This is a genomic window from Embleya hyalina (assembly GCF_003967355.1).
Classification (GTDB): domain Bacteria; phylum Actinomycetota; class Actinomycetes; order Streptomycetales; family Streptomycetaceae; genus Embleya; species Embleya hyalina.
In genome coordinates this window covers 117,638-143,584 of the sequence record NZ_BIFH01000023.1, presented here as the reverse complement: position 1 = coordinate 143,584, position 25,947 = coordinate 117,638, and the positions used below count along the sequence as shown (strand labels likewise).

The window sequence follows — 25,947 nt, the reverse complement described above, 5'->3', positions numbered from 1 at the left end:
GTCCAATCGGGAGGGCCCCCCATGTCCGACGTCACGCTGCCCACCGGCGCCAACGCGCCCCTGACCGGCGACCGCGCCGAGGTCTCGATCGGGTGGGCCTCGACCGACGTCGTGGACGTGTCCGCCGTGCTGCTGACCGACGCGCACAAGGTGCGTACCGACGAGGACCTGGTGTTCTTCAACAATCCCGTCGGCGGCGACGGCGCGGTGCGCACCACGGCGGGACCCTCGGGAACCACGCACGTCGCGGTGGAACTCGCCAAGCTGCCGGCCGAGATCACCAAGGTGGTGGTCGTGGTGAGCGCGGACGCGGACCGGCCCGGGGCCACCCTCGGCCAGGTACCCGGCCTGGGTGCGCTCACCACCTCCGGCGACGCGCGGATCACCTACCCGGCCGGCGCCTTCGAGGGCGGCGAGACGGTCGCGGTGCTGGTCGAGCTGTACCGGCGCGGCGACGCGTGGAAGGTACGCGCGGTGGGCCAGGGCTACGCGAGCGGACTGGCCGGGCTCGCCACGGACTTCGGCATCTCGGTGGAGGACGAGCCGGAGCCGGAGCCGACTCCCGCGCCCGCCGCGCCGGTGCACGCCATGGTCAAGGAGCCCGCCGCCGCACCCGCGCCGGCCGCGCCCGCGCCGATCTCGATGGCCAAGGAGCCGCTGGGCCGGGTCGACCTGGCCAAGGGCGGCCGGGCGACGATCAGCATGGACAAGGGCGACCGCTCGATCACCGTCACCGCGTCCCTGGTCTGGGACGGCGGCAACGACGCCCGCCGCAAGTCCGGCGCCGACCTGGACCTGTACGCGCTCTACGTGCCCCGGTCGAAGCTGGGCGCGCTGAACAAGGGCGACAGCGACGGGGTGATCTACTACCGCGACCTGGGCAGCATGAACTCCGCGCCCTACATCAAGCTGGACGGCGACTCGCGCGTACCCGGCCGCGAGACGGTCCGGATCACCCGGCCCGACCAGCAGGGCTATGTGCTGATCTGCGCCTACAGCGCGGTCGAGAACGGCTTCGGCAGCTTCAAGTCCTACGGCGCGCACGCCGAGGTCACCGACGGCCAGGGCTCGACGGTGAACGTGCCGCTGTTCAACAACAAGCGGGCGGTGTTCTGGGTGGCGATCGCGCTGGTCGACTTCACCGACCCCGAGGGCGTCTCGATCCAGCACGTGGAGAAGTACTCGAAGCTGATGCAGGAGCGCCGCCCGATGCTCTACCCGGACGGCACCTTCGAGATGGGCGCGGGTCCGGCGGAGTTCAAGACGGTGCGCGCCCCGCGCGAGCGCTGAGCTCGGGTCCGCGGGCCCCGGGGTCGGGACCGCTCGGCCGTGCCTGCCGAGCGGTCCCGAACGTCGGAACGGCGGGTGGGTCCGCGGCCTACTTGGCCGAGCGGTAGACGATCACCTTGTCGCCGACCCGGGTCTCGTTGAAGAGCTGCTGCACCAGGCCCTTGTCCCGGACGTTGACGCAGCCGTGCGAGGCGCCGTTGTAGCCGTTGGCGGCGAAGTCGGCCGAGTAGTGCACGGCCTGGCCGCCGGAGAAGAACATCGCGAACGGCATCGGCGTGTGGTAGATCGTCGAGACGTGGTCGCGGCTCTTGAAGTTGATGCTGAACGCGCCCTCGCGGGTCGGCGTCTCGGCCGAGCCGAAGCGCACGGCGGTCGAATACTGCACCTTGCCGTCGATCACCCAGGTGAGCCGGTCGGTGCGCTTGTCGATGCAGATCGCCCGACCGGTCAGGCACCGCTCGTCCAGCCCGGCCTGCGCGGCCGGCGGCTTGGGCTTGGTCGTCGCCGTCGGCGGCTTGCTCGTGGTCGGCGGCTTGGTGGTCGGCGGCTTGCTCGTGGCCGGCTTCGCGGACGTCGCGGGAGCGGTCGGCGACGCGCTGGTCGGGGCGCTGCTGCTCGGCGCGGCCGACGTGGCGGGGGGCGTACTCTCCGCGCTCGGCGTCACGGGCGCGGACGAGACGGTGGTGGGCAGGTTCGACTGTGCGCCCGCCTTGGCCGTCGAATCACTCGACGAGCCGGAGTTGCAGGCCGACAGGGCCAGGACCGCGGTCACGGCGACCGCGAGGGATATACGTGTCTTCTTCATCGAGTGGTGGCCTCTCCCGACCCTAACCAAAATGTGGTGTTCCCCGAGTCGTGCACCCTTGTAGACGCTGTTGGGGCCCGAGAGGTTGCGTCCCTAGTTTGACCCATTCGGGTGGATGTTAAGCCGGACGTGCTCGGCCGTGACCTGTTCGGGATCGATCGATCGCAGATCCGTGGCCCAGGCGTCGAGCGCGGCGCCGATCCCCCCGTCGGCCAACGCCGTGCCGATGCCCAGGCAGCGCATCCCGGCCGCCTCGGCGGCGCGTACTCCGCTCTCCGCGTCCTCGACGACCAGGCAGCGGTTCGGCGCCACGCCCAGCAACTCGGCCGCGCGCAGGTAGCCCTCGGGGGCCGGTTTGCCCTCGATGACGTCCTCCGCCGTGATCATGTACACCGGTTCCGGCAGCTCCGCCGCACGCAGGCGCCCCCGCGCGACCCGGCGGGTGCCGGAGGTGACGATCGCCCAGCGTGCCGAGGACAGCGCGGCGAGCAGGCCGGCCGCGCCGGGGATCGGCACGACGCCGGTGAAGTCGCGTTCCTCACGTTCGACGATCCACGCGGCCTCGACCTCCGCGTCCAGCGTGGGGGCGACCACGCGCACGAGGTCGATGTCCCGGCGGCCGTACGAGGCGGCGACCGCGACGTCCGGATCGACGCCGCGGTCGGCGGCCCAGGCCCGCAGGATGCGTTCGATCAGGGGGTGGGAGTCCACCAGCACACCGTCGAGATCGAACAGGATCGCGTCGCAGTCGAGCGTCGTGCCGTCGTTCGCCATGCGGTCAGGCTGTCAGGCGCGGCGACGCGGCGTCGAGGAATTCGCGGCGGGTGGTCGCGGGCGCGTCCATCGTGTGATCGCGGGCGCCTCCGCCGCATGATCGCGCTGTGCCGACCGGTCACCCACATAGCGCAGATACCGATTGAAATCGATCGTCGGCAGACGCGGGAAATCGGCCTTCGTTGCCTAACCGTCACGTTTGCGCCGTTCGCCACCGGCTAGGGGCCTACTACGGCCCGGACGAGCTCACCCCAGGCGGCACTCATGTACTTGGTCCTAGCTCTGCTCGCACCGATCGTGATGTTCCTGTTGATACCCGGACTCGCCTGGCTCGAGGACCGCCTGCTCGGGCCGCTGACCTCGCCCGCACCGCCGCGTCCGCCGTCGACCGCACGACCCGCGATCGAACCCGGCGCCGCCGCGCCCATCCCGCTCCCGGTCCCGGCGCCGCTCGGGCGGTCGGGCGAGCGCCGGCCGACCGACCACCACACGGTGCGCTCGGGACGCGGCAGGCACGCCCGCCGAAGCAAGTCGGTACTCGGCTACCGCCACCACATCGGGCGCCGACGACCGCCCCGCGCCCCGGCCTTCCGCTGACGTCCCGGTCCGCCATCGACCGGTACACCCCGCCCCGGAGTCGACCCTGACCGAGTCCGCCGCACCGCCGCCGGTGCGCATCGAATCCGTCCCGCCCGAGCTTGGCTCGCCACTGGACGCCACCCCGCTGTCCCCCCGTTCCGACATCTGGCACGTGCTCGGCAGCGACGCCGAGGCGGTGCTCAAGCTGGCCACGCCCGACGGTACGGCGGCGGCCAATCCGCGCTACTGGGCCCGGGAGATCGAGGCGTACGAGAGCGGTCTGGCGGCCGGCGTCTACGCCGCGCACGGGTTGACCGCGCCCCGGACGCTGCGGGTGGATCGGCGGGGCGACGGGTCGGTGGCACTGTGGCTGGACTACGTCCGGGGCGTGGCCGGGACCGAATGGGACCCCGCCCGATGGGCCGACTTCGCCCACCGCCTCGGCGCCGCGCAGGCGGCGACCGGACCGCTCGGGCCGTCCTGGTTGTTCGAACGTCCGCCCCCCGTCGGGCCACTGGCGACCCGGGTCGCCGAACTCCCGTACCTGCTGTGCCACCTCGATCTGCGGCCGGGCAACCTGATCGCGCGGGACGAGGACGTGGTGCTGCTCGACTGGTCGCACGCGGGCTACGGGCTGCCGGGCGAGGACCTGGCCGGATTGATCCTCGCGCACGTCGCCGAGCCGAGGGTGGTCCAGGCACTGGACACCGCGCTGCCCGCCGAGTACGCCCGAGGCGCGGGACTCGCCGAGGCGGACGTCCGGGTCGCGATCGCCGCGACGGCGCCCGCCAGGTACGGGCCCGGCGCGAACGAGGCGACCCGGCGGCTGTTGCGCACGTGGGCGAAGGACGCGGCGACCCGGTGAGCCCGGCCCGGTCGCCCTACCGACGCTTCGCGCGGATCGCCCAGACCAGGAGCGCCACGGTCGCCAGTGCCGCGACGCCGGCGGGCACCGGCCCCCGACGCGCCCGCATCGGGGCGGCGAGCCGCGTGTAGCGCAGCGGATCGGGGGTGTGCTCGAAGAGCGGGTCGGGCGCGGGGCGACCGGGGGCTCGGCTCGGGGCGGTCATCGATGTGTGCTCCTCCGCGCGGTCCGGGTCGTGCGCATGCCGCCGAGCGCCGCGACCGGGACCGTCTCCCCGATCCTGCCGGGGGCGCAGTCCCGGCAGGACCGAGGACACGGTCTCGGCGTGCGACGGCCTCGATCCCCGATCGGTGTCTCGGGCCCGAGGCTAGAAAGGACTTCCCCGAGAGTCACGGATCGTCACCCGGATGCCTCACCCGGCGTGTCCGACCACTCGACCGTCACGTGACGGCGCGCGGGCGCGGGCTCGTGCTCCTCGGCCTTCCGGCACGGGTGATCGATTCGGGCTTGCGCGGCCGGCTTTCGGGCCACGCGTGCGGGTGAAGCTTCGGGCGCGGGGCGTGCCGCGAGGTGGGGCGGGGCGCTCGGGGGCCCAGGATCGGGGCGGTCGACCCGAGATCGTGCCGGCTTCGGCCGGCGGAATCGCCAGTGCCGGAGGTACCCGTGCCCACCGCGTCCGTGTCCCCCACCCGAGTGCGCCGTGCGGGCGCCGCGGTATTCGCCTGCTGTGTCGTGCTGTTCGGGCCGGCGAGTGCGCGGGCCGACGTGCCCACCGATCGGGTGCGGCCGGTGGCGGATCCCCGGCCCGTGCCGGGCCCCCGACCGATCGTGCCGCCCACGCCGCCGGGGCTGCCCGGGCCGCGCGCCTTCGCCGACGTGGTGGGCACCCGCGCCGGGCAGTCGGTGGATGTCGCGGTCCTGGCCGACGACACCGGCGACGGGCTCGTCGTGCTCTCGCACACCAATCCCGAACACGGTCTGGTCTTCCAGGCCGACGAGACGAGCGGGACGGACGCCGTGCTGCGCTACACCCCGGGACCGGGCTTCGTCGGCCGGGACGACTTCCGCTACACGGTGAGCGACCGGTTCGGGCGGCAGGCCACCGCGAACGTGCGGGTCGAGGTGGCACCGGCCGCCGCCCGGGTGCGGGAATCCGCCGTGAGCCACGTCGTGGACGAGCTTCGCGCGACCCCGGCCGACGCGGCAAGCCGGCGACACTCGGCCGGGACCGAGCCGGGCCGACGGGTGCTGCTCGTCGTGTTCCTGGGCTCGGCCGTGCTCGGCGCCGGCTTCCTGGCCCTGGTCGCGCAGCGTCGTCGGCCGCGCGCCCGGGCGGCTCACGCCTTCCGGTCGCCCTGGGCCAATCGATAGAACCCGTACAGCAGTTCGGCGATCCCGAGGATCAGCAGCACCATGCCGAGCTTCCCGGGTTCGAACACCGGCGGGTGCACATCGTCGGCGAACACCTTCAGGCCCGCGCCCACCAGGGCGGTGACCAGGCCGGCCACCATCGAGCCGCGCGCCTTCGCCACGGTCCGCCTCCTCCACTCGACACCTGCGGATACGGCTACGAGGCTAGGGCCGCGCCCGCCGTCGGCACGCCCTCCCGCAGGACGAAGCGGCGTACACACTTCGGCCTAGAGGGGCGGGGCTCGGAACCGCGTCCCGCGGCGGTCGCAGGACGCCGTACACCCTGTCCGGGGGCGCCGCGCCGACCGGGCCGGACGAGGTGGTCCCGGACACCACGCTCGCGCGCCGCGCGGCGGTCGGCGTCGGCGACCGGGTCCGGATCGCCGCGCACGGCGGTGCGCGCGCCTACCGGGTCAGCGGGATCGCCCGGCCCGCGCGCACGGTGCCGCAGGCCACGATGTTCTTCGCCGCGGCCGAGGCCGACCGGCCGGCCGCGCCCACCGGCTCCGTCGCGGACATCGCGACGCGGACGCGGGTCGGGCCGGCATCGGGGTGACGGCCACCGCCGGCTCACCGGCCGAACTGCGCGGCGACACGGTGGCGTTGCCGAGGTCGCCGGCCCGGTCGATCCATCGTGGGCTCGGCGACACGATCCGGCTGCGCCTGGGCGACGGCGCCTCGGTGGACGTCCGGGTGGTCGCGCTGTTCGAGAGCCGGCCCGGCTACGACACCATGCTGCTGCCGGTGTCCCTGCTCGCGCCGCACACCACGGACGGGCTGCCCGCGCAGATCCTGGTCCGCGCGGCCGAGGGCACCGACCCCGACCGGCTGGTCGCCTCGCTGGGCGCCTGGGCCAAGGAACAACCGGGGCCGCGGGCGGCCTCGCGCGACGCGCTGCCGAAAACGCACGCCGAGGAGTCGAAGACCCAGGCGTGGGTCAACCATCCGATCATCGGCATGCCGACCCTGTACACCGCGTTGTCCCTGGTCGACTCGCTGATCCTGGCCACGCGCAACCGCCGCCGCGAGTTCGGGCTGCAACGCCCGAGCGGCGCGACCCGCGGCCGGATCATGCGGATGTCCGCGGTCGAGGCGACGCCGACCACGCTGATCGGGGTGATCCTGGGCACCGCGGCGGCGGCCGCCGCGGTGGTCCCGTTCAGTCTGTCGTCGACCGATTCGTGGCTGCCCATGGGCTCGATCCGGATCTACGCGGTCGTGGTCGGCACGGCGGCGGCGCCGACCTTCGCGGCGACGCTGCCGCCGACCTGGAAGGGGTTGCGGACGAACCCGGTGGCGGTGGCGCAGGGTTGACCGGACCGGTCGCCCGGGACGGTGCGGCGGGGTCGGATGGCCGGCCGCCGTACTGTCCCGGCGTGTTCGGGTCACCGGCCGCCGCGCGCCGGGCAGCCGCCTCCGGGGTCGTGTCGCAGGTCTGCCGGGAGCGCCGCCGACAACGCTCAGGGGCCGGCCGCCGTCGGCCGGTCGGCGGCCGTCACCAAGGCGTCGAAGGACAACGGGGCGCGGGCCGGTGCGGCGGCGGTTCGGATCGGGCTCGGGCCCAGGCCGTCCAAGGCCAGGTCGAGGTGGTGGTGCAGGAGGGTGTCGTCGGCGTCGAGCCGGGCCAGGCCGCCGGGCAGCGGACGGGAGAGCCGGATCGAGAGCAGGACCAGGTCCCCCATGCCGACGTCCGGGCGCAGCGTGCCCGCCGCGTGGGCGGCGTCGATCAGGGCCTCGACGGCATGCACGGTCGCGGTCCGTACCCGCACCAACTCCGCGTCCACGACCAGCCCTTCGAGCAGCACCGGGATGACCGCGCCCATCCGCAGGTCGGCGGCGGCGTGCACGAAGCGTCGCAGCGCCGCGTACGCGTCGTCGTCGACGCGCGCCGCCTCGTGCGCGGCCGCCTCCAGCCGGCCCAGGAGATCCCCGGTGAGGTCGCGGACCAGCGACTCCCGATCGGGGTAGCGCCGGTAGAGCGTGGCGGGGCCGACCCCGGCTCGGCGCACGATCAGGTCCAGCGGAGCGTCCGGTCCGCGTTCGAGGAAGACGTCGCGCGCCGCGTCGAGGATCCGTCGTCTGCTGCGTGCCGCGTCCGCCCGCATGGCGCACCATCCTCGACTGTCGAGAGCCAATCGGAGACTTTCTCTCCGCCTATGCTATCGCTCTTGCCCCCCCGCACCGCGCCGGGGCGGCGGCCGCGTCGGCGCGGCCACCTCGCGAAGCCGGATTGGCCATCGCCGTCCGAATCGGATTCATTTGGGTGCGACACGCCCGTGACGGTGGCGAAAAAGGGTTCAACGTCAACTTCGACTTGCCGTCATGCACCCGCCGAATCCCCTTTAGGCTTCGGCCAACAAGCCGGGTCACGACCGATCCGTGGGGGGATCGCACGTCGGGCCCTTCGAGATGATGAGAGTGGGTATGACACCTTTAAGTGAACGGACGCACGGCACCGCGCAGGGAGGACGCCGATCGCGATCGGCGTTACGCGCGCGCCGCTCCCTGGGCGGCCTCGCGGCACTCGCCGTCGGGTTCGGCGGTTTGGCACTGGCGGCGGCGCCGGCGTATCCGCTGACGGACGACGGCTCGGTGACGGTCCGCGTCGTGCGGGCCGTGGACACCACCGGGGTATGGAGTCCCGCCCTTGAACCGGGCATGGGCGGTGTCACGGTGACGCTCACCAACGACGACGGCGCCAAGGTCACCGGGGTGACGGCCGCCAACGGCACGGTCACACTGGCGCCCGGCACGGCTCGGACGCCCGCGGGCAAGTACCGGATTCAGGTTGTGAATCCGAAGCCGGGTGTGCTGTTCCCGGCGTTCGCGTCGCGGAAGGGCTTGGGCGGCGGACCGAACGAGCTGAGCAGCAACGAGGAGTTCGTCGACCTCGGCAACGGCAAGAACGTGGAGTACACGACGGGGCTGTGGAGCCCCGGCGACTACTGCCAAAAGAACGCGCCACTGGCCACCGCGTGCCAGCCCGCGACGAACGAACCGACGTCCGCGCGGACATTGGTGACGTTCCCGTACAACGCGCGCGGCACGAACACGAACGTGACGGACCTGTCCACGAACGCCGCGACGGGCAACCTGTACGGCATCGGTTGGAGCAAGCCCGGGAAGCGGCTGTTCAGCTCGGCGCTGGCCAAGCGCGACACGGTGTACGGCCCCGGCGGCGCCGGCGGGATCTACGTCACCGACGTCGCCACGAAGAAGACGTCGCTGTTCACCACCGTCCCGGACGCCGGCACCTCGGCACACGGCGTGGGCACCAGCGACAACGCCTTCCTCGCCGCACCCGGCAAGGAGGGCCTGGGCGACCTGGAGGTTTCCGACGACGGCCGCGACCTGTTCGTGGTCAACCTCGAAAACCGCAAGCTGTACCGCTACGACGCCACTGTGGCGACCGCCACGGCGCCGGTGAACTCGTACGCCATCCCGGACCCGGGCTGCCCCGCTCCGGGCGACTGGCGGCCGTTCGGTCTGGGACTGCAGGACGGCGTCGGTTACGTCGGCGGCGTCTGCTCGGGCGAGTCGACCGGGAAGCTCTCGGACATGCGCGCCGTGGTCCTGGCCTTCGACCCGGCGACGGGCGTCTTCGGCAAGCAGGTGCTGAACCAGCCCCTGGACTACCCGCGCAAGGCCACGCTCGGCGGGGCCTGCCCGGGAGCCGCCTGGTTCCCGTGGACGGACACATTCCCGGCGCAGCAGAACGGGCAGACGTGCGCCGGCGCGATGGCCAACCCCGAACCCGAGTTGGCCGACATCGCGTTCGAGACCGACGGCTCGATGTTGCTGGCCTTCCGGGACCGGTTCACCGACCGGACGACGGCGTACGCACGGCCCGGGGAGCCGACGACCGCCATCGCGATGGTGGCCGGCGGCGACCTGAACAAGGCGTGCCTGTCCGAGGGCAAGTACGTCATGGACACCAACCTCGGCTGTGGCAAGACGCCGAGGGGCACCAGGTTCTTCGACGTGAACACCATGGGCGGCGGCCACCCGAACGCCGCCTACGCCGGCCTCGCGCTGTCGAAGGTCGAGGAGTTCGTCGCGACCGCGGGTGTCGACCCCATCGACACGCCGTGGAGCGCCGGCACGATGTTCACCAAGCGCGACGGGACGCGGCAGCCCGCCGCGGGCCTGCGCCTGAACACCGAGGGCAACGCCTCCTTCGGCAAGGGCGCCTCGATGGGCGACCTGGAGGTGCTCTGCGACCAGGCACCGCTCCAGATCGGCAACCGGGTCTGGTACGACCCCGAGCGCAAGGGCATCCAGAGCCCGGGTCAGCGTCCGGTTCCCGGCGCCACCGTCAACCTCTATGACGAGTCCGGCAAGGTGGTCGGAACGACGAAGACGTCGGCACGTGGTGAGTACTACTTCGACGACTCGAACGTCACCGGCGGTCTGAAGCCGAAGACCAAGTACACGATCCGGATCGACAACCCGGCCGACTACGCGCCGAACGGGCCGCTGTACCAGTGGGTGCCGACCGAAGAGGGCGTCGGCGACAACCGCTTCGTGGACTCCAAGGGCAAGGTCCCGACCGGCGGACGTTATCCGGAACGGGCGCTGACCACCGGCGGACCGGGCGAGAACGACCACACGTTCGACTTCGGATTCCGTCAACAGGAGGGCTCGGTGCGCCTGGTCAAACACGACCAGGACGGCAAGGCGCTGGCCGGGGCGAAGTTCGAGTTGTGGCGGGAGACGAACGGGACCGAAGGCTTGCAGTCCGACGGAACCACTCCCGACACGAAGGTCGGCGAGCCCTGTACGACCGGAACGGACGGCGTCTGCAAGCGCGACGTGCTGCCCGGGACGTACTTCTGGAAGGAGATCAGCCCTCCCCTGGGCTACGCCCCTCCGGAGAAGCCGGTGCTCGGCCCGCTCGTGCTGAACGCGCAGAACCTGGACGCGGGAGTCGAGGTGACGGCGGTCAACAAGCTGCTGCCGCCGACCACGCCTCCGCCGACGACGAGCGCGCCGACGACATCCGCTCCGTCCACGTCGGGCGGAAACCACGGTGGTTCGTCGGGGCCGCTGGCGCGGACCGGTCTGGGCGGGAACCTGCCACTGGTCTTCGGCGTCTCGGCGGCGATGATCGCGCTGGGCGGCGGGGCGCTGGTGCTGTTCCGTAGGCGCGGAGCGCGGCAGCAGTAACCGCGGGGCCGGCGGTCGGCGTTCGATACCGGGCGCCGATCGCCCGGCCGGCGGCCGGCGGCCGACGGTTGTCGGCTGCCGGTCACCGGCTGCCGGCTGCCTCGGTTGCCGAAAGAGATGGAGCGGGCGGGTTCGCGGACCGGTGGTCCACGGGCCCGCCCGTGTGTTGATCGACGTGAGAGAAGGCATCCGCATGGCCCGGAAGAAGACCGGCGACCGGCCGCCGCGTCGGCGGCGGCTCTGGATCACGGCCCTGGTGGCGGTCGCGCTGTGCGGGAGCACGGCGGGCGGGCTGGCCGTCCACCGGGCGCTCTCCGACGACGGCGACCCGAACCGGGCGGTGACCATCGACGAGGCGGGCCGCCTGGCGCTGTCGCGGCTGACGTTGTACCAGGCCAGTCCGGTCGCGGTGACGCTCACCGCCGCCGAAGGGGGTGGCGTCACGATCCGGGTCGAGGGGGTCGTGGACTACCGCAACCACCGGGCCGTGGGCGGCTATCAGGTCACCGGAGCCGCCGGCCCGCTCGACCGCGGCCTGATCGTGTGGGACGGCGCCGGGCTGGGACTGGCGCCGGTGCCGGCGGGCGTCGACGGCCCGCCGTGGCAGCAGGCCGAGCACATCCCCCGTTCCGGCTGGTCGTCGCGCGCCTTCACCGCGGACCCCCTGGACTCCGGGCTGCGGTTGCTGATCCAACTCGGCGCGGACCGGCCCGACAACCCGATGCTGCTCGCCCAGTCGGGGGCACGCTGGCTGGGCCGCGACCGCATCCAGGGCCGGACCTACGACAGGTTCTCCGGTCCGCGCGCCCAGGACGCCGCGCGCGGGGCGGGCGACGGCGAGTTGTCGCCGCTGACCTACTGGGTCGACGGTGACGGCGGCCTGCGCCGGGCGACGATGCGCATGCCGGGCCTGGGCACCCCGACGACCGTCGAGGTCACCGGGCGCGACGACAAGGTACGCATGCCCGAGGCGCCGTGGATCGCGGGCTGACCCCGCCGCGTCGACGGCGGCGGGGCGCTCAGCGTGGTTGCGGCATCGCGGCGGCGTCGGTCGGCAGGGCGTAGCGCTCGGGATCGACCACCCCGGGCAGGTCCGTCGCCGGCCAGCCGGGCACCGTCGGGTCGGGCATCGAGGGCTGCGCGGGCGGGGCGGGTACGGCGTGGAACGCGACGCCCGGCGGCGGTTGCACGGCGACGACCCGACCCGCCGGGACGGCCCGGCGCGGGGTGACACCGCACCCGGCGAGGTCCTCCAGGCCGCTCGGGCTCTGGGTCGCGGGCGAGTTGCCGGTGAAGCAGTTGCCGGGGTCGACCGAGGCCGTCACCAGGTCGGCGCCGTTGTCCGTGACGCGGTTGCCCTCGACGCGGTTGCCGACGGCCGGATGCCCCGCCGGGTCGGTGACGAGCACGCCGGCCGAGCGGTTGCCCCGGATGAGGTTGCGGGCGACGCGGTTCTCCTGGCCGCCCCCGATCCCGATGCCGATCCCGAAGCCTCCGTCGGCCTGTTCGGGCGTGTCCGACGCGTTGTTGTCGGTGATCACGTTGCCGGCGATCACCGCGCCGTGTTGCGGCGCGAGCGCCTCCAGGTCGTTGGAGTTCACCGTGACTCCGACGCGGTTGCCGACGACCCGATTGCCGAGCACCGACAGGCCCTCCGAGGCGTTGGTGATCTCGATGCCGACCGCGTTGCGCTCCACCGTGTTGCCGCGCACCAGCGTGTCGCACGGCTTGCACTGGCCGACGTAGATGCCGGAATCGGCCTGCCCGGACGCGTAGGAGTCCTCGATGACACCACCGCGCGCGTCGAAGGCGTAGATGCCGTAGAGCCCGTTGTTGTACGCCGTCACCTTGGTGGCCCGAAACCCCTGCACCATCGGGAAGCGGGCGGTGTCCAGCGGGTTGTACGCCGAGCCGCCCGCGCCTCGCCCCTGCAGCCGCTCGTCGGTGACGCCGGTGAACAGGACGCCGTTGGCGAGGTAGCCGCGGACGGTGAGGTTCTCCACCACGGAGCCCGCGCCGGTGACGGTGATGCCGTTGGCGAGCCGCACACCGCCGTCGAAGACCACGGCGTTGCGATCCGTACCGCGCAGCACCAGGCGCGGCACGGCGACCCGCACACTCTCCCGGTACACGCCGGGGCCGACCAGCACCGTGTCGCCCGCACGCGCGACGTCCACCGCCTTCTGCACCGTGCGGAAGTCCTGCGGCACCCGCAGCACGTTCCCGGCGGGATGCTTCCCGGCGGACGGTTCGGCATCCGTCGACGACGAGCAGGCCGCGACCGTCGGCGCGACACACACAAGTGCCACCGACAGGCAGCGCAGCGCCGTCGTCCTCGACCGCCGAACCGCGGAGCGAGCCGTCTCGGGGCGTAACGAACGTGCGGGAGACTGGAGTTGCATGACAGGTGTTCTATCGTCTGCAATGTCGCCCATGCATACCGACCCGGAAAATCGACAGGCTCAGGCACGCCCTGCCACATCCGGTTTGGGACGCAGAGCCCTGCTCGCGACCGGAGCTGCACTGGCCGCGGCGGTCGGCGCGGCGGCGGAACCGAAGGCGAGCCGACCACAACGCCGCGACCCCGCGTCCGGCGCCCCGCCGGCGGCCGCGATCCCCTTCCACGGCCCGCGCCAAGCCGGTCTGACGGGGCCCCAGTTACCCGCCACCCACATACTGTCCTTCGACGTCCCGCCGACGACCGCCGGCGCGGACCGCGAGACGCTGCGCGACATCCTCACCGCGCTGACCCACACCCTGTCCACCGCGGCCGCCGGCACACTGCCCGACCCGCGCCTGCACACCGGAGAGCCGACCCGCCTCGCCTGCGTCGTCGGCGTCGGCCCCGCCCTCGCGGCCCGCCTCGCCCTGAACGTGCCCGCCGAACTGGCCGACCTGCCGGCGTTCCCCGGCGACCGCCTGGACCCGGCCCGCAGCAACGGCGACGTCCTGCTCCAGCTATGCGCCGCCGACCGCTGGACACTCACCATCGTCGCCGAACTGGCCACCGCCGCCGCGCGGTCCGCCGGCGCCGTCCCCCGCTGGACCCAGTCCGGCTTCCTGCCCCACACCCCACCGGGCATCACCCCGCGCAACCTCTTCGGCCTCAAGGACGGCACCGCCAACCCCGACGACGCCACCGCCGGGCGCTGGGTCTGGGGCCCACCCGGAGCCCACGAACACGGCACCACCCTGGTGTTCCGCAGGATCCACATGGACGTAGCCGGCTTCGCGGCCGTCCCGCAGGACCACCAGGGCAGGATGATCGGCCGCCGAGCCACCGACGGCGTCCCCTTGACCGGCACCGCCGAACACGACGACCCGGACATCTACGCCAAGCACCCGGACGGCTCCTACGTCATCCCGGTCACGGCCCACGTCCGCCTCACCAGCCCCCGCCTCGACGCCGGCGCCCGCATGCTCCGCCGCAGCTACAACTACGACGACGGCCCCACCGACAGGGGCCTCCTGTTCTGCGCCTACATGCGCGACCAGTCCCTATTCACCCGAGTCCAAACCCGCCTGGCAGCCCGAGACGCATTGAACCCCTTCCTCGAACACCGCTCCTCAGCAGTCGCCTACATCCTCCCGGGCGCCCTCCAGGGCACACCCCTGGGCAACGCCCTATGGGCATGACCGAAGGCACTCAAAAAGTCCCGACCTCCCTTGCCCGCTTACTCCCGGCCGAGCACCACCGAAGCTCGGCGGAATGACAAAAGCCCAGGCCACGGGGCATGTGACCTGGGCTCTTGCGGAGAAACGGGTCCGAGTGGCCCGCAACGCACGGGACACGGCGGCTCGTTGCGTGTCGAGAGATCGCCGGCTTGCGCACGACTACGCGCTGCGCCATCGCAGGGTCGGCGTCGGCATCGACCGGGCGAGCCCGGCCGAGGATCCGAAGGCGAGGGAGGTCGGGCCGGCGACGAGGCCGGCGCGCTCGATCCGGTCGGGTCCGTGCCTCGCGTGCCGGGCGTGGCCTCGTCTAACCGAGTTGGTCTCCGGTGTAGCGGTAGATCACGTTGCCGGAGTTGACGCCCCACACGTTGCCGTCGATGCCGGCGCCGATGTCGCTCAGCACGCCGGGGATCTTCACCCAGGGATTGGCGTCGTGGTTGGTGAACCGATAGACGCTGCCGGCGGAGTCCAGGCCCCACACGTTGCTGCGGGATCCGGCGGAGATCCGCACCAGGCTTCCGGTGATCTTGACCCAGTGGTTCGCCGAGGCGTCCTGGTCGCCGATGTAGCGGAAGATCTCGTTGCCCTTGTTGACCCCCCACACGGTGCCGTCGGCGGCGACGCCGATGTCGCTGAGGACCCCGGGGATCTTCACCCAGGGGTTCTTGTCGTCGTTGGTGTAGCGGTAGATGCCGCCGGCGGAGTCCAGGCCCCACACGATGGTCCGCGACCCCGCGGAGATCCGCACCAGGCTGCCGGGGATCTTGACCCAGTGGTTCGCCGAGTCCCGGTCGCCGATGTAGCGGAAGATCTCGTTCCCGGCGTTGACTCCCCACACCGTGCCGTCGGCGGCGGCGCCGATGTCGCTGAGGACGCCCGGGATCTTCACCCAGGGATTGTTGTCGTCGTTGGTGAACCGATAGACGCTGCCGGCGGAGTCCAGGCCCCACACGATCGTTCTGGACCCCACCGAGATCGCCGTGAGACTGCCGGTGATCGTCTTCCAATCGGCCATGCCGAATCCTCCCCTTGATGCCGGACGTCGCACCGGATACCTACGGAGCGCACACCCCCGGCAAACGGTCCGCTCCTCGAATGGCCGGAACGATCCCCCGCGGTCCGACCGCCACCACCCGATCACTCCAGGTAAACGACCCGACACGCGCAGGCACCCCGGAAGGCTTGGCCTGAAAGCCCGTCGCACGAACGAGGGACTCGACACCCGGCCCCGGACACGCCTCCCGCCGACACCGGCACGCGGACCTTCACACCGAAAGCCATGAAGTCCGGATCCAGGAGGTCTCGTTGCGCCCCGCGGCGTCCCCACACGGCGACCCATCCGCGAACATCGCCGACATCACGCGGTCCTACCTATGCGACAAAAGCAATGGACAGGTAAAACCCCAGGTCGATGAGGTCTTACCCGTCCATATGTTGAGCCGCCTAAGGGAGTCGAACCCTTGACCTACGCATTACGAGTGCGTCGCTCTAGCCGACTGAGCTAAGGCGGCTTGTCCTTCCACCTCGCGGTGGCGACAGGGAATGAGTGTACACACCCGTCGGGGTGGTCGACACGCGCGTTTGGTGGGGGTCAGCGGCAGGTCTTGCCCTTGGGCGGGACGGTGGACTGGGTGAGGTAGTCGACGACCGTGCGGTCGACGCAGTCGCTGCCTCGGCCGAAGGCGGTGTGGCCGTCGCCGTCGTAGGTCAGGAGGTTGCCGGAGGCCAGTTGGCCGGCCAGGGACTGGGCCCAGGAGTACGGCGTGGCCGGGTCGCGGGTGGTGCCGACGACCAGGATCGGGGCGGCGCCCTCGGCGCGGATCGGGTGCGGTCGGCCGCTCGGCGGGACCGGCCAGGACGCGCAGGACAGGCCGGCCCAGGCGAGGTTGCGGCCGAAGGTCGGCGACGCCGCCACGTACTCGGGCAGGCTCCGCTCGACGTCCTCGCGGGTCGTCGCCGCCGGCGGGGAGTCCAGGCAGTTCACCGCCGCGTTGGCGGACATCAGGTTGCTGTACCGGCCGTCCGCGCCCCGCTCGTAGTACTGGTCGTTGAGGTCGAGCAGCCGCTGTCCGTCGCCGCGCAGCGCCGCGTCGAGCGCGCGGCGCAGGACCGGCCACTGGTCCTTGGAGTAGAGCGGCGACAGGATGCCGGTGGTCGCGATCGACTCGGTGACCCGTCGGGTCGCGTCGCCCGGGAGGGGGCGCGCGTCGAGCTGTTGCAGCAGGCCGCGGATCTTGGCCAGCCCGGCCTCCCGCGTCGCGCCGAGGGAGCACGAGCCGCCGCCGACGCAGTCGTCCAGGAACGCCGCCAGCGCGGTCTCGAAGCCGCCGCCCTGCACCTTGTTGGCGGCCATCGCCGACTGGCTCGGGTCCATCGCGCCGTCCAGCACGAGACGGCCGACCCGCTTGGGGTACAGCTCGGCGTAGGTCGCGCCGAGGAAGGTCCCGTAGGACGCGCCCAGGTAGTACAGCTTGGGGTCGCCGAGCGCGGCCCGCAGCAGGTCCATGTCACGGGCCGCGTCGACCGTGCTCACATGGCCGAGCAGGTCCCCCGAGCGGTCCGCACAGGCCCGCCCGTACGCCTTCTCCCCCTCGACCCAGGCCTGCTCCTCCGCGGGGGTGTCCGGCGTCGCGTCGAGCTGGGTGAAGGCGTCCATCGCGTTGTCGGCCAGGCAGCCGATCGCGGTGCTGCGGCCGACGCCGCGCGGGTCGAAGCCGACGATGTCGAATCGTTTGCGCAGCTCGGCCGGGTACCGGGTGGCCGCGTACTGCGCGAAGTCCAGCCCGGAGCCGCCCGGACCACCCGGGTTGAGCACCAGCGAGCCGATGCGGTTCGCCCCGGTCGCCGGCTTGCGCATCACCGCGATCCGGATCTTCGGCCCGTCCGGCTTGGCGTGATCCAGCGGCACCTGGAGCGTGCCGCACTGGAAGCCGCCGGTACACGGGGTCCAGCCGATCGGTTCCACCGCCGCGGTCGGCGGCGCCGACTCCGTACCCCCGCCGCCCGAGTCACCGTTCGCCGGCGCCGTGGCGGTGTCCGCGACCCGGTCCGGCGACCTCGACGACGAACCCGTCGAGCACCCCGCCACCAGGAGCAGACCGACCGCCGCGGCGGCGACCCTCGCGCACGAACCCCGCATCATGCGACCGCTCCTCCACTAGCCCAGACCCACCGTGCACCTCTGGGGAGGGTAACCACGCGGGCCGGCGATACTCCCCAACGACCCGACGACCCGACGACCCGGCGCCGACGACCCACCCGCTGGCCTCCCGACCGCCGGCGCCCCGAAGACACCGCCGAGCGGCCCGCGCCGCACACCCTCAGCTACACCGCTTCCCCTTCGGCGGCATGGTCCCGCGCAACAGGAACCCCTCGACCGCCCCGTCCACGCACGGGCTGTTGCCCCCATACGCCGTGTGCCCCTCACCCTCGAAGGTCAACAGCGTCGCGTCCGCCAACTGCCCCGCCAGCTTCTCGGCCGAGGCGTACGGCGTCGCCGGGTCGCCCGTCGTGCCCACCACCAGGATCGGCGCGCTCCCCTGCGCCCGGATGGCGTGCGGCTTGGCCGGCGACCTGAACGGCCAGCTCTCGCAGTTCTCCCCGGTCAGATCCTCCGCCGTCACATCGCGCGACAGCAGCGGTGCCTCGGCCTTGAGCCGGGCCAGCGCCGCCTGCACCTGCGCCGGCGTCGGCGCCTCCCCCGCGCCGTCCGCGCAGCCGATCGCGACGAACGCGTCGGCGCTGTTGTCGTAGTGCCCCTGCTCGTCCCGCCCGTTGTAGTTGTCGGCGTAGAACAGCAGGGCGTCCGGCGACCTGCGCACGATCGCGTCGGCGAGCGCGTCGCGCAGGTACTTCCACTCGGTGTCCTTGTCGCCGTACAGCAGGCTGATCACGCCGGTCCACCCCAGGCTGGAGGTCAGCGTCCGGCCGCCCCGGCCGGCGACCAGCGGGTGCTCCTGGAGGCCGTCCAGGAAGTCGGCGGCCTTGCGCGGCGCGGTCTTCGGGTCGGTGCCGAGCGCGCAGCCCGTGCGCCCCGCGCAGTCCTCGGCGAACCGGCGCAGCGACCGATCGAAGCCGACCTGCTGGTCGATCGCCTGGTTCAGGTTGTCCGCGGCCGGGTCGACCGCGCCGTCCAGGACCAGCCGGCCGGTGCGGGTGGGGAAACGTTCGGCGTAGGTGGCGCCGAGGTAGGTGCCGTAGGAGAAGCCGATGTAGTTGAGCTTCTCGTCGCCCAGCGCCGCGCGCAGGACGTCCATGTCGCGGGCCGCGTTGTCGGTGCCCACGAAGGGCAGCAGTTCGCCGGATCGGCTCTGGCACTCGGCCGCGTAGGCCCGTTCCCGCTCCTTGGCCCGGGCCTCGGCCCGGACCGGGTCCTCCGGCAGGTCCTCGGCCACGTACGCGTCGCGCTCGGCGTCGGTCATGCACTTCACCGGTGCGCTGCGGTCGACCCCGCGCGGGTCGAAGCCGATCAGGTCGTAGACGTCCTGGACCGGCTTGCCGATGGTGCTCTCGGACATCCACCACGCCGCCGTCACCCCGGAGCCGCCCGGGCCGCCCGGGTTGATCAGCAGCGAGCCGAGCCGCTGCCCGGGCTTGGCCGCGCTCTTGCGGGTGACCGCGATGTCGATCGTCCGCCCGGTCGGTCGGCTGTAGTCCAGCGGCACGGTGAAGGTCGCGCAGCGGAACGCCTTGGCCTGGGCGCGCTCGTCGTCGTCCTCGCTCTCGCAGGACTTCCAGGTGGGCCGCTGGGTGTAGAAGCGGGCCAGCTCCGGGTTGGGGTCACCGGGCGTGGCCGGCGCCTTGGCGGCGCCCGACGCGGGGCTCGACGTACTGGTGCGACCACCGCCCGCGGCGTCGCCGAGGTCGGACGCGACGGAACAACTCGCGACGGTCGCGACGGCGAGCACGACCGGGATCGCACGGCCGAGGAGCCCCACTCGGGGTATTCGTTTCACCCGTACTGCCTACCATCCGACGCACGCCGACGCACGAACGGGACCCGGTACACCGAGGCCGCGAGACTTTCGCCGCGCCCCGTGTACCGAGCCCCGCCGCGCGCCGTCACGCGGCCGGATTCCGGGTGTTGCGGCCGAGGAAGGTGAGCGCGTCGGGCAACTGACGCGTCGTGTCGGTGGAGGCGCCGCCCGCGCCCGCGACCGCCTTGACCGTGGTCGGGGCCTTCGCCTTCGCGGCGAAATCGCTGCCGGTGGTGCCCGGGTGGCCGGACAGCATGATCGCCACGTCGGGTCGCGCGTCGAGCAGGCGGACCGGGTCGTTCGCCGTCCTGACCGCCGATTCGCCGCCCCACAGCGCGGACTTGAGCGTGGTCCGGCCGGACAGGCTGACCGCGCTCGCGTAGTACTGCGGGTATTGCAGGGCGTACTTGACCGCGCACAACCCGCCCGAGCCGTCCCCGATCAGCGCCCAGGACGCGCGGTCGGAGCTCGCGCGGTAGGTCGTGAGCACCGCCTCGCGCACGTCCTCGTTGTGGAAGGTGGCCATCTTCGGCCCCTTCGGGATGTCGCTGCACTCGGTGTCCTTGGCCGTGGTCAGGCCGGCCTCCACGTCCTGCTTCGAGTAGGGCATCAGTTCGGGCGCGACCACGATGTACGGCGGGACGGTGCCGGACTCGATGCCCGCGGCGAGCTTGCTCAGGAACGCCGACGAGTCGTCCACGAAGCTGTTCGACTCGACGCCCGGCAGCGACGACTGGGCGACCAGGACGGGGTAGTTGCGGCCCTGGTTGGCGGGGGTGTCGTAGCCCGGCGGCAGCCAGACCCACACGTCGGCGGTGACCGCGGACTGCCGGCCCGTGACGGTCATCCGGTTGAGCGTGCCACCGGACTTGGTGCCGACCTTGGTGAACTTCTGCGGCGCGGCCTTGGGTTGGCCCGAGGTCGCCACCGGTTCCACCGACGGGGCGGCTCCGGTGGCGGCGACGTTCTGCGCGTCGTCGTGGGACATGTTGCGGTAGGCGAAGGTACCGCCGACCCCGGCGGCGATCACCGTGACGGCGAGCAGGCCCACGCCCAGCGGCGAGCGCACCCCGCGCCGCCGGCGTCGCGGCGCCGGGACGGTCGGGGCCGCCTCGGTCCGGGCCGGTCGTACCGGCTCGTGCCGGGGCGACCCGGCGGGTGCCGAGGAGGCGGGCCCGACCGGCGCGAACGGCGGTGGCGCCTCGGCCCGTTGCGGCGTCGTCCCGGCCGCGCCGGCATCCCGCCCGACCGACGTCGAGGCGACCGCCGACGCCGCGGCGACCTCGGGCCCCGAAGCGACCGCCGACGCCGAGCCGACGTCCCGAACGGACTCCCGAACCGGCGCGACCTCCCGCGCCGGCGCCATCGCCCGCTCCCGCACCGACACGTGTGGCCCGGCCGGCGGCAACTCGGCGGGCCGGGGCCCGGGTTCGCCCTCCGGGCCGGCGATCGAAACGGCGTCACGGCTCTTGCGCGCCCTCAGCACGAGAACGACAACCGCCCCGAGGGTCACCGCGATCAGCAGACCTTTGAGCGTCCTGGTCACGGAACGCAACCCCGCACCGTCCTTCCGAGCCTCACCCGTCACAATGTTCCCGCGTGTTCCCGCGAACTCTCCCACGATGACGTCCGGGTGGGGGTTTCGGGTTCCGTCCGGCGAACACCTCCGCCCCAAGGAGTGAAGCGGCGTCCCTCCCGGGTCGGCGCGGCCTCAGCCGGTCCGCAGCGTCAACACCATCGCCTCGACCGCGAGCAGCGGCGCGACGTTGGCGTCGATCGCCCGCCGGCAGGCCAGGATCGCCTCGATCCGCCGCAGCGTCGCCTCCGGCGTGGACGTACGGGCCACCGTGTCCAGGTCCGCCCGCAACACGTCGTTGGCCAACGGGACCGCGGCCCGCAGCTGCAGCGCCAGCACGTCCCGATAGAAGGCGGTCAGGTCCACCAACGCGCGGTCCAGGCAGTCGCGTTGGGTGCGGGTGGCGCGCTTCTTCTGCTTGTTCTCCAACTCCTTCATCACGCCCGCCGTACCGCTGGGCATACGACCGCCGCCGACCGCGCCGAGCGCCGCCCGCAGATCCTCGGTCTCGCGCCCGTCCAGATCCGCCGCGACCTGCTTCGCGTCCTCCGCCGCCGCGTCCACCAGACGTTGTGCGGCGGCCATCGCCAGACCGATGTCGCCGACCACCATCGGGATCCGCAGCACGTCGGCGCGCCGCCCCCGGGCCTGTTCGTCGAGCGCCAGCCGGCGCGCGCTCTTGATGTCGCCGCCGGACGCCGCCGCGGCGAACGCGGCCATGGCCGGGTCGATCCCGTCCCGGCGCATCAGCAGATCGGCCACCGCCCCGGCGGGCGGAGTGCGCAGCGCCACATGGCGACACCGCGAGCGGATCGTGGGCAGCGCGTCCTCCAGGGACGGCGCGCACAACAGCCACACGGTGCGGTCGGCGGGCTCCTCGATCGCCTTGAGCAGGACGTTGCCCGCGCCCTCGGTGAGCCGACCCGCGTCCTCCAGGACGATCACCTGCCAGCGCCCGCCCGCCGGCGTCATGGCCGCGCGGCGCACCAGGTCGCGGGTCTCCTTGACGCCGATCGAGAGCAGTTCGGTGGCGACCACGTCGACGTCGGCGTGCGTGCCGGTGAGCGCGGTGTGGCAGCCGTCGCAGTGGCCGCAGCCCGGTTCGGCGCCGAGCGCCAGATCGGGACTGACGCACTGCAACGCCGCCGCGAACGCGCGCGCGGCGGTGGCCGTACCCACCCCGGGCGGGCCGGTGAACAACCAGGCGTGGGTCATCCCGCCGACGCCCTCGCCCGCGAGCACCGCCCGGGCCGCACCGGCCGCGGTGCGCAGCTGCTCCGCGACCCGATCCTGCCCGACGAGGTCGTCCCAGACGGTCACGCGCTCTTGTCTCCTCGTTCCGGTGTGCCCGATACGACCGTACCGGGGCGCCGTGACAATCGACGCCACGTCACCCCGGTACCGATCGTCCGCGACACCCCGGCGGGACCCGGGGGCGGGACCTGTGGATCAGGACTCCCGACTCAGGACTTGTTCCGGCGCCAGCGTCGCTTGCGCCCCGCCTCCTGCGCCGAGTCCGCGGTGGACGAGTCCTCCGCGTCGCCGCCCTCGGCCGCGTCCGCGTCGTCCTCGGCCCGCCAGGGCCCCAGCAGATCGTCGGCCAGCGACTGGTCCCCGGCGGCCGGCGGCGTCAGCACCGGCAGCGCGTGCGTCTCGTCCAGGCTCACCTGCGGGATCTCCCGGGTGTCCTCGGCCGCCTCGCGCAGCCGTATCTGCTGCAACTCGGTGGTGTCGGCCTCGTCCGACGAGACCTTCGGGACGCCGTGCACGGGGGTTTCCGCGAGGGCGGGGTCGGGGCGCCGGATGCCGTGCACCGGCGTCTCGACCATGTCCGTGTCGGGTACCGGGCCCGCCTCCGCCGCGAGCGCGGCGGCCTCCCGCGCGGCCCGCGCCCGCGCCGACGCGGCGGCCTCGGCGGCCCGGGACGCCTCCCGTTCGGCCCGCCGGCGATCCGCCTCGGCACGGCGCAGGGCGTCCTCCGCCCGACGGCGCTCCTCGGCGTGCCGCCGCTCGTCGGCCACCCGCACGGCCTCCTCGGCGCGCATGCGCTCGACCTCGCGGGCCGCCTCGGCCTCCAGCCGTTCGCGCTCCTCCTCGGCCGACCGCTGCCGCTCCAGGGCGGCCTCGCGCTCCTCCTCGGCACTGGCCCGCGCCTGCTCGGCCTGCAGCGCCGACGCCTCCTCCAGCCGGCGGCGCTGCTCGTCCCGGCGCTCGGCCTCCTCCTCGGCGCGCACCCTGGCCTCCTCGGCCCGGGTCTTGGCCTCCTCGGCGAGCCGCTGCTGCTCCTCGGCCCGCCGTTCGGCCTCGAGCGCCAGCCGGCGCCGCTCCGACTCGGCGTGCAGCCGGGCCTCCTCCGCCGCCTGGGCCGCGGCGCGGGCCCGCTCGTCGGCCTCGGCCGCGATCCGGCGGGCCTGCTCCTCGGCGTACCGCTGCTCCTCCTCGGCGAGCCGGGCCGACTCCTCGTCCAGCCGGGCCTGCTCGGCCTGCCGCTGGCGCTCCTCGCTCTCCGCCCGCAGCCGGGCGATCAGCGCGGCCTTCTCCGCGTCCCGGGCGGCCTGCTCGGCCTTGCGCCGGGCGTCCTCCTCGCGCATCCGCTTGGCCAATTCCAGCGCCTGGCGCTTCTCCTGCTCGGAGAGCGGGAGTTCGCGGTCGAGCCGGTGCCGGATCGGCGTGGTGACGGCGTCCGGCTCCTGGTCGGCGTCCACCACCAGGTAGCGGTCCGGGTCGTGCGCGGCCAGGTCCAGGAACGCGTGCCGCACCCGCAGGTGGAACTCGCTCGACTCGGACTCGATCCGGTCGGGCGCCTCGGTGAAGCGCGCGTGTCCGACCGCCGGGTCCAGGTCGAGCAGGATGGTCAGGTCGGGCAGCAGCCCGTCGGTGGCCCAGCGCGAGACCCGGCCGATCTCGCGCGCGCCCAGCGAACGCCCGGCGCCCTGGTAGGCGATCGAGGAGTCGATGTAGCGGTCGCTGATCACGATCGCACCACGCCGCAGGGCGGGCAGGATCACGGTCTGCACATGCTCGGCCCGGTCCGCCGCGTACAGCAGCGCCTCGGTGCGCGGGTCGACCGGATCGCCGTCCAGGTCGAGCAGCATCGCCCGCAGCCGCTTGCCGACCTCGGTCGCGCCGGGCTCGCGGGTGACCACCACCTCGTGGCCCTTGGCCCGTATCCAGGCCGCGATCGCGTTGGCCTGGGTCGACTTGCCCGCGCCCTCGCCGCCCTCCAGGGCGATGAAGAAGCCGGTGGCACCGGCCGGCCGGCCGGTGATGTGGTCCTCGTTGCGGGTCGCCGCGGCCAGGTCGCGCAGGATCGGCACGCCGCGCCGGTCGTCCACGCTCAGCAGCGCGATCCAGCCCAGGATCACCACGAGCACGCCGGTGCCGCCCAGGACCGGCCCGGCACCGCTGTAGTCGAAGGTGAACCGGTCCGCGATCACCCACGAGCGCAAGCCCACATAACCCGCGGCGATCGGCGCGGCCACCAGCGCCACGAACAGCACGACGCGTACGATCAGTTGGGCGAACGCGAAGGCCCGGGCCCGCATGTCCTCGCCGAAGTCGAGGCCGTACATGGTGTATCCGGTGACCCAGGCGACGCCCGCGAACACCCCGAGCACGGCGGCGAGCACCGCGGCCACCACCACGTTGGCGACCGCGCCCAGGATCAGCAGGGTCGCCCCGGCGCACATCACCGCCATGCCGTACAGCCGCCGCCGACTGAACGCCGGCACCACCCTCGGGCCCCACAACATGCCCGCGCTGACACCCGCGATGAGCATCAGGAACACCGTGCCGTACGCCGCGTTGCCCGCGTGCAGCCCGACCACGAGCAGCGGCGCGGTGGACACGAGCGCGCCGCCCGCCAGGAACAGCGCGACCATCCCGACGATCAGACCGCGCGCGGTCCGGCCGTGGCCGAACACCCGGCGTCCGTCGGCGAGCACCTTGAACGGATTGGGCCGCCGCGTGCTGACCGAGCGCCCGCGCGTGGGCATCCGGATCAGGAACGCGAAGACCGCGGCGAGCAGGAACACCGCGCCCGCGAGGTAGAACGCCAGGTTCGAGGGGTGCTCGACGAACATCGACACGTCGTGCGAGAACGCGGTGCCGACCAGCGCGCCGAGGATGAACAACAGCGCCGCCGCCGGGGCCGCGCCGTAGGAGGTCACCAGGTTGAACTGATTGGCGGTGCCCAGCCGTTGCCGGGGCACCAGGTTCGGCACGGTGGCATCCCGCGCGGGCCCGGCGAGCGCGCCGATCACGGCGACCACCGCGGTCGCGCCCCAGATCCACCACATCCGGTCCACGAACGGCACGGACACGAGCACCAGGGCCCGGACCACGTCGCACGTGACCAGCGTCCAGCGCCGATCGAGATGGTCCACGATCGCGCCCGCCACCGAGGCGACCAGCGCGGCCGGCACCATCCGCAGCGCGAACACCACGGCCACCGCCGTGGCGTGCTTGCGGTAGTCGCCCTCGACCGTCCACAGCGCGGCCGAGGTCAGCGCGAGGAGCGCGAGCCAGTCACCGAGCGCGGAGGCCGCGACCGCGAACCAAAAGCGTCGGAACGGGCGGATGCTCAGCACGCCCCCGACGCTCTCCGTCGGTTCGACCTGACGGGGCGGTATCGCCGAATCCGGCGCTTGCTGCTCCGCGTTCGTCATACGGAGAACCCTAACGTCGTCATCTGACGGGAAACGGCAACCTGGACCGGATCCCCGTGTTCCGGCGGCGGGACCGTAGCACAGGGCCCGTGGTCGTCGCCGCAACCGACCGGGGCGACGCCGGATCCCGCCGGCGCCGCCCGATCGATTCGTACCGGGACGTC

Annotated in this window: 21 protein-coding genes and 1 tRNA gene; 9 read left to right on the top strand and 13 right to left on the bottom strand. The window is 73.0% G+C overall.

Translation table 11 applies throughout. From position 1 onward, the window contains the following. The first annotated feature begins 21 nt into the window (after nt 1-21). Nucleotides 22-1,290: a TerD family protein gene (locus EMA17_RS55420; protein WP_126639221.1), complete on the top strand. Its 1,269-nt coding sequence runs from the start codon at nt 22-24 to the stop codon at nt 1,288-1,290. 88 nt (nt 1,291-1,378) lie between these two features. Here the strand turns inward: EMA17_RS55420 and EMA17_RS24245 are convergent, their stop codons facing one another. Together EMA17_RS24245 and EMA17_RS24240 are read right to left on the bottom strand one after the other, a co-directional pair. Beyond that, nucleotides 1,379-2,095 (bottom strand): L,D-transpeptidase, encoded by a 717-nt coding sequence (locus EMA17_RS24245; protein WP_126639220.1) that lies wholly within the window; start codon nt 2,093-2,095, stop codon nt 1,379-1,381. A 93-nt stretch (nt 2,096-2,188) separates the two neighbouring features. Continuing rightward, nucleotides 2,189-2,869, bottom strand: coding sequence for an HAD-IA family hydrolase (locus tag EMA17_RS24240; RefSeq protein ID WP_126639219.1), 681 nt, complete (start codon nt 2,867-2,869; stop codon nt 2,189-2,191). A 264-nt stretch (nt 2,870-3,133) separates the two neighbouring features. Between EMA17_RS24240 and EMA17_RS24235 the strand changes: the two genes are divergently transcribed. Both EMA17_RS24235 and EMA17_RS24230 read left to right on the top strand, forming a co-directional pair. Continuing rightward, a complete protein-coding gene (locus EMA17_RS24235) occupies nt 3,134-3,466 on the top strand; it encodes a hypothetical protein (protein ID WP_126639218.1) in 333 nt (110 codons plus the stop codon). A 73-nt stretch (nt 3,467-3,539) separates the two neighbouring features. Further along, nucleotides 3,540-4,313, top strand: coding sequence for a phosphotransferase (locus EMA17_RS24230; RefSeq protein ID WP_160161534.1), 774 nt, complete (start codon nt 3,540-3,542; stop codon nt 4,311-4,313). 16 nt (nt 4,314-4,329) lie between these two features. Here EMA17_RS24230 and EMA17_RS24225 read toward each other — a convergent pair whose 3' ends face one another. Further along, nucleotides 4,330-4,518, bottom strand: coding sequence for a hypothetical protein (locus EMA17_RS24225; RefSeq protein WP_126639216.1), 189 nt, complete (start codon nt 4,516-4,518; stop codon nt 4,330-4,332). 458 nt (nt 4,519-4,976) lie between these two features. Between EMA17_RS24225 and EMA17_RS24220 the strand changes: the two genes are divergently transcribed. Then, nucleotides 4,977-5,684: an Ig-like domain-containing protein gene (locus EMA17_RS24220; RefSeq protein ID WP_126639215.1), complete on the top strand. Its 708-nt coding sequence runs from the start codon at nt 4,977-4,979 to the stop codon at nt 5,682-5,684. Here the strand turns inward: EMA17_RS24220 and EMA17_RS24215 are convergent. Further along, a complete protein-coding gene (locus EMA17_RS24215) occupies nt 5,651-5,845 on the bottom strand; it encodes a DUF5708 family protein (RefSeq protein ID WP_126639214.1) in 195 nt (64 codons plus the stop codon). The two genes, EMA17_RS24220 and EMA17_RS24215, sit on opposite strands and share 34 nt — an antisense overlap. 197 nt (nt 5,846-6,042) lie before the next feature. Between EMA17_RS24215 and EMA17_RS24210 the strand changes: the two genes are divergently transcribed. Continuing rightward, nucleotides 6,043-6,279 (top strand): hypothetical protein, encoded by a 237-nt coding sequence (locus EMA17_RS24210; protein ID WP_126639213.1) that lies wholly within the window; start codon nt 6,043-6,045, stop codon nt 6,277-6,279. Then, the gene (locus EMA17_RS24205; protein WP_126639212.1) at nt 6,276-7,037 is read left to right on the top strand and encodes an FtsX-like permease family protein; all 762 of its coding nucleotides are present in this window, start codon (nt 6,276-6,278) and stop codon (nt 7,035-7,037) included. The genes EMA17_RS24210 and EMA17_RS24205 overlap by 4 nt, the downstream gene beginning before the upstream one ends. Before the next feature lie 146 nt (nt 7,038-7,183). Here EMA17_RS24205 and EMA17_RS24200 read toward each other — a convergent pair whose 3' ends face one another. Then, nucleotides 7,184-7,828: a TetR/AcrR family transcriptional regulator gene (locus tag EMA17_RS24200; protein ID WP_126639211.1), complete on the bottom strand. Its 645-nt coding sequence runs from the start codon at nt 7,826-7,828 to the stop codon at nt 7,184-7,186. 439 nt (nt 7,829-8,267) lie between these two features. On the opposite strand from EMA17_RS24200, the gene EMA17_RS24195 reads away from it, so the two are divergent. After that, nucleotides 8,268-10,889 (top strand): SdrD B-like domain-containing protein, encoded by a 2,622-nt coding sequence (locus EMA17_RS24195; RefSeq protein ID WP_246126863.1) that lies wholly within the window; start codon nt 8,268-8,270, stop codon nt 10,887-10,889. A gap of 193 nt (nt 10,890-11,082) precedes the next feature. After that, entirely contained in the window at nt 11,083-11,880 is a 798-nt protein-coding gene (locus EMA17_RS24190; protein ID WP_126639209.1) for a hypothetical protein, read from the top strand. 28 nt (nt 11,881-11,908) lie between these two features. Here the strand turns inward: EMA17_RS24190 and EMA17_RS24185 are convergent, their stop codons facing one another. Further along, nucleotides 11,909-13,198: a right-handed parallel beta-helix repeat-containing protein gene (locus EMA17_RS24185; RefSeq protein ID WP_246126862.1), complete on the bottom strand. Its 1,290-nt coding sequence runs from the start codon at nt 13,196-13,198 to the stop codon at nt 11,909-11,911. Nucleotides 13,199-13,376: 178 nt separating this feature from the next. On the opposite strand from EMA17_RS24185, the gene EMA17_RS24180 reads away from it, so the two are divergent. After that, on the top strand, nt 13,377-14,525 hold the full coding sequence (locus tag EMA17_RS24180) for a Dyp-type peroxidase (RefSeq protein ID WP_126639208.1): 1,149 nt from the start codon (nt 13,377-13,379) through the stop codon (nt 14,523-14,525). 346 nt (nt 14,526-14,871) lie between these two features. Here the strand turns inward: EMA17_RS24180 and EMA17_RS24175 are convergent, their stop codons facing one another. The 7 genes from EMA17_RS24175 to tmk form a co-directional block, all read right to left on the bottom strand. Next, nucleotides 14,872-15,579, bottom strand: coding sequence for a tectonin domain-containing protein (locus EMA17_RS24175; protein ID WP_126639207.1), 708 nt, complete (start codon nt 15,577-15,579; stop codon nt 14,872-14,874). Between the two features lie 422 nt (nt 15,580-16,001). Beyond that, a tRNA-Thr gene (locus tag EMA17_RS24170) sits at nt 16,002-16,075 on the bottom strand. 80 nt (nt 16,076-16,155) lie between these two features. After that, the gene (locus EMA17_RS24165; protein ID WP_126639206.1) at nt 16,156-17,706 is read right to left on the bottom strand and encodes an alpha/beta hydrolase; all 1,551 of its coding nucleotides are present in this window, start codon (nt 17,704-17,706) and stop codon (nt 16,156-16,158) included. Between the two features lie 178 nt (nt 17,707-17,884). Then, on the bottom strand, nt 17,885-19,471 hold the full coding sequence (locus EMA17_RS24160) for an alpha/beta hydrolase (protein WP_246126861.1): 1,587 nt from the start codon (nt 19,469-19,471) through the stop codon (nt 17,885-17,887). A 154-nt stretch (nt 19,472-19,625) separates the two neighbouring features. Then, nucleotides 19,626-21,086, bottom strand: a complete 1,461-nt coding sequence (locus EMA17_RS24155) for an alpha/beta hydrolase-fold protein (RefSeq protein ID WP_126639205.1) — start codon at nt 21,084-21,086, stop codon at nt 19,626-19,628. A gap of 165 nt (nt 21,087-21,251) precedes the next feature. Beyond that, nucleotides 21,252-22,436, bottom strand: coding sequence for a DNA polymerase III subunit delta' (locus EMA17_RS24150; protein WP_126639204.1), 1,185 nt, complete (start codon nt 22,434-22,436; stop codon nt 21,252-21,254). 143 nt (nt 22,437-22,579) lie between these two features. After that, nucleotides 22,580-25,783, bottom strand: a complete 3,204-nt coding sequence (tmk, locus tag EMA17_RS24145) for a dTMP kinase (RefSeq protein WP_126639203.1) — start codon at nt 25,781-25,783, stop codon at nt 22,580-22,582. Nucleotides 25,784-25,947 lie beyond the last annotated feature (164 nt).

Bases quoted from the DNA above. Each gene is read 5' to 3' on its own strand.
- EMA17_RS55420 (WP_126639221.1), top strand. From the start codon at position 22: ATGTCCGACGTCACGCTGCCCACCGGCGCCAACGCGCCCCTGACCGGC.
- EMA17_RS24245 (WP_126639220.1), bottom strand. From the start codon at position 2,095: ATGAAGAAGACACGTATATCCCTCGCGGTCGCCGTGACCGCGGTCCTG.
- EMA17_RS24240 (WP_126639219.1), bottom strand. From the start codon at position 2,869: ATGGCGAACGACGGCACGACGCTCGACTGCGACGCGATCCTGTTCGAT.
- EMA17_RS24235 (WP_126639218.1), top strand. From the start codon at position 3,134: ATGTACTTGGTCCTAGCTCTGCTCGCACCGATCGTGATGTTCCTGTTG.
- EMA17_RS24225 (WP_126639216.1), bottom strand. From the start codon at position 4,518: ATGACCGCCCCGAGCCGAGCCCCCGGTCGCCCCGCGCCCGACCCGCTC.
- EMA17_RS24200 (WP_126639211.1), bottom strand. From the start codon at position 7,828: ATGCGGGCGGACGCGGCACGCAGCAGACGACGGATCCTCGACGCGGCG.
- EMA17_RS24190 (WP_126639209.1), top strand. From the start codon at position 11,083: ATGGCCCGGAAGAAGACCGGCGACCGGCCGCCGCGTCGGCGGCGGCTC.
- EMA17_RS24175 (WP_126639207.1), bottom strand. From the start codon at position 15,579: ATGGCCGATTGGAAGACGATCACCGGCAGTCTCACGGCGATCTCGGTG.
- EMA17_RS24165 (WP_126639206.1), bottom strand. From the start codon at position 17,706: ATGATGCGGGGTTCGTGCGCGAGGGTCGCCGCCGCGGCGGTCGGTCTG.
- tmk (WP_126639203.1), bottom strand. From the start codon at position 25,783: ATGACGAACGCGGAGCAGCAAGCGCCGGATTCGGCGATACCGCCCCGT.